The organism is Microcystis sp. M49636_WE2, assembly GCF_030065375.1.
Taxonomy (GTDB): Bacteria; Cyanobacteriota; Cyanobacteriia; order Cyanobacteriales; family Microcystaceae; genus Microcystis; species Microcystis aeruginosa_C.
Genome location: NZ_JASJFG010000985.1, coordinates 1 through 3,086 on the forward strand (window position 1 = coordinate 1; position 3,086 = coordinate 3,086).

Genomic DNA, 3,086 nt, shown 5'->3' on the forward strand with positions numbered 1-3,086 from the left:
CATACTTCCTTTTCAGCGATTGCTATTACTTTTTTAGTCATGAATCTTTCTAACCTGTTGAGGCAGGTTTTTTGGGCTTTTTTATGTCTGAAATGGAAAAACAGCACTTTTTCTCGGTCAATGATTAGGATAAGTTATAACTTAAAAATTAATCAACAACTAAAGCTTATGCTTGTAGCTAAGTGAAATCATTGATTAAGAGACCTGTACTTTTCAATGACTTTTTCAGCAGACCCTATTTAGAAAAGGGGTTTCTGAAAGAACCCCCTTTTCTGTGTAGGGTGCGTTAAGCGGCTATCAATTTGTAATCAAAAAACCCAAACTACAAACTACAAACTACCCTGTAATCTTGATTGAACTAACAGCGTCATTTTCATGATTTATTTCTGGCATTTTTGGAGCGATCATTATCGTTAATTTCAATCCTAAAGCTTGAAGCCAAGAGGTTAGTTGATTCATGGCTTCAGGTGCAGGTTTTTGCATTAGTTCTTCCAATTGCTTGGCCTGAATTTTGATTTGTTCTGGTGTTAGATTTTGAGGTCTAAGGGCTTCTAGGACGTGATTAAACGCAAGTCTGAGTAATTCTGATTCAAATTCATATTCATCTCCCTCTAGATGAGTTTCCAAATAAACTGCTGCATAATGGGGATCTTTAAGGGATTCGATCAGGGAATCATGATAACTATCACTGATTGGCATTTTCTCGGCTCCTATAGTCTTGCCAATATTTTTGGGCTATTTCAATGTCTTTAGCTTGCGTTTTTTTATCTCCTCCACACAGGAGTAAGATAATTGTTGTTCCGATTTGTCCAAAGTAAACGCGATAACCAGAACCCTAGTCTATTCGTAGTTCATAAACTCCTGCTCAAAGCTGATTTATAATCCCCTAAGTTACCTAAATTAACCCGGTTTAGGCGTTGAGTAATTTTAGTTTTAGCCTTAATATCCCGCAAAGAATCGAGCCATTGGGCAAGGGGAACTTTGCCGTCACTGGTAACATAACGTCGAATTTCTCTGGGTTGAGCCGCCATGGGATAATTATAGCAGTTATACTATTTTTCTAAAGTAATGGCAGATATGGTTAATTACCCTCACCCCCAACCCCCCACCCCCCTTATCAAGGGTAGGGTTGATTCATGAATCAACCCTACCCGACATCGTAGAGCAGGGGGGGGAGAGGGGAGTATTTAGAAAACGGGTTTCTTTCAGAAACCCGTTTTCTAGGGGTGGGAGTATGTCAAACTAAAAAGTAAAGCTTAGACAGCCTATCTTTATCATGCCAGATCAGCCAATCTCGATCGCCCAATACTACCACGAGCGGACCAAATACGACCCCCAGACGATCGCCTCAAAAAGTAAAGGTCTTGATTGGAGTCAACAACCCTATCCCTTCAAAGAATACAAAATCGGTCAGACTTTCGATCTCAAACCCTACCTCTCCCGTCAAACAGTTCCCCAAAAAGGAGACTTTTGGCGACGTATATCGCGAATTTTGGGCTGTAGCTATGGTTTAACTGCCAAAATCGCCACTATGGGCAGTCCCTTGTACCTACGTTCCGCACCCTCTGCTGGTGGATTATACCCCGCCGAGGTCTATCTGATCTCTCGTGGCACGGAATTTTTACCCGCCGGTCTCTACAGTTACCAAGGTCAAAGTCACTCGCTGCTTTTATTCTGGGAAAGTGATGTCTGGACGAACCTACAATCTGCTTGTTTCTGGAATCCTGTTTTAGAAAATACCGATATCGCTTTAGTTACCAGTGCCATTTTTTATCGGTCCGCTTGGCGCTACGAGGATCGAGCTTATCGGCGTATTTTCCTCGATACAGGGCATTTATTGGGCAATATTGAGCTATCAGCCTCGATTAATGACTATCGCGCTCATTTAATCGGTGGTTTTAACGATAGTCAGATGAATGAATTGCTTTATCTTGATTCCGAGAAGGAAAGTGTCATGACGGTGATTCCTTTGGCAGATCTGCTCAATATTCAGCAAAATCTCCCCCCTAGTACCACGGCACTACCTTCGGCAACCACGACTGTTTATCCCGAAATTCCCGAGGGAGAATTATTAAGCTCCCTACAGCGAGCCACTATCATAGCTACAGATGAGAAGATAGAAGCAACTGTTACTCCGTCTAATTGGGAAGATAAATATAATTTTCCTTTTTGTCTAAAAGTTTCCGTGACATCCCGTCCCGTCAATTGGGGGGAAGATTTAATTGATCTGGAAAGTACGATGCTTAAACGCAGATCTACCCGCGCTTATAGTGGTGCTAGTCTCAGTTTAGACGAATTGCGAGCGCTGCTGCATTTTACCTATCAACCCCAAGATTATGCCAGTCAAAATCTCGATCCCAATCCCGATTATTTTGCTCTGGATTTATTGGAAACTTTTATCGCTGTTTCGGCAGTAACTGGATTAGAGGAAGGCTGTTATTATTATGCTCCCAAAGCCCAAGAATTGCGGCAAATTCGCTTTAAAAATTTCCAGCAAGAGTTACATTATCTCTGTTTAGGTCAGGATTTGGGACGAGATGCGGCTGCTGTGGTTTTTCATACGGCGGATCTGTCAAAAGCAGTGGCTAAATATGGCGATCGAGTTTATCGTTATCTTCATGCAGATGCGGGCCATTTGGGACAGAGATTAAATTTAGCGGCTATTCATCTGGGGTTAGGGGTTAGTGGTATTGGTGGTTTTTTTGATGATCAAGTTAATGAAGTGTTAGGAATTCCCTCCGATGAAGCGGTTATTTATATCACTACTTTAGGCCGACCGAAAGTTTTTTAAGGTGAGTTTGACCCCCTGAAGGGGTGACAAGGAAGTTGAGGTCATTGTACTCTGTACTTTGACCGGTTCACTTTCTCTCTTGGACGTATTTTGTTTAAAGGTTAATCCAACTACGCACCATCTGTCGGGGTTTTCCTGAATTTTTAAAAGCGGTTCTATTGTGGCATAAAAAGCGATTATTAATGTAAAATATATCACCTTTTTTCATTTTGAAGCGGACTATATTTTCTGGTTTTGAAAAAAAGTCGTCGATGATGTCGAGTGTTTTTGTGATAGCTTCCGGTTGCGCTATTTC

3 protein-coding genes and 2 pseudogenes are annotated in these 3,086 nt (G+C 41.6%); 2 read left to right on the forward strand and 3 right to left on the reverse strand.

The window, feature by feature from the left end; genetic code table 11:
- Nucleotides 1-186: pseudogene (locus PX484_RS22625) on the forward strand (IS5/IS1182 family transposase); the annotation flags it as partial.
- Between the two features lie 150 nt (nt 187-336).
- Here PX484_RS22625 and PX484_RS22630 read toward each other — a convergent pair.
- On the reverse strand, nt 337-699 hold the full coding sequence (locus PX484_RS22630) for a helix-turn-helix domain-containing transcriptional regulator (protein ID WP_287669961.1): 363 nt from the start codon (nt 697-699) through the stop codon (nt 337-339).
- Nucleotides 686-1,031: pseudogene (locus PX484_RS25880) on the reverse strand (type II toxin-antitoxin system RelE/ParE family toxin). The gene PX484_RS22630 and the pseudogene PX484_RS25880 overlap by 14 nt, the downstream one beginning before the upstream one ends.
- 245 nt (nt 1,032-1,276) lie before the next feature.
- Here PX484_RS25880 and PX484_RS22640 point away from each other — a divergent pair.
- Nucleotides 1,277-2,791, forward strand: coding sequence for a SagB/ThcOx family dehydrogenase (locus tag PX484_RS22640; protein ID WP_002800242.1), 1,515 nt, complete (start codon nt 1,277-1,279; stop codon nt 2,789-2,791).
- Between the two features lie 94 nt (nt 2,792-2,885).
- Here the strand turns inward: PX484_RS22640 and PX484_RS22645 are convergent.
- On the reverse strand, nt 2,886-3,086 hold a 201-nt coding region (locus tag PX484_RS22645), incomplete at its 5' end, for a TauD/TfdA family dioxygenase (protein ID WP_288105617.1).

Excerpts from the sequence above, each read along its gene's own strand:
- PX484_RS22630 (WP_287669961.1), bottom strand. The coding sequence starts at position 699 with ATGCCAATCAGTGATAGTTATCATGATTCCCTGATCGAATCCCTTAAA.
- PX484_RS22640 (WP_002800242.1), top strand. The coding sequence starts at position 1,277 with ATGCCAGATCAGCCAATCTCGATCGCCCAATACTACCACGAGCGGACC.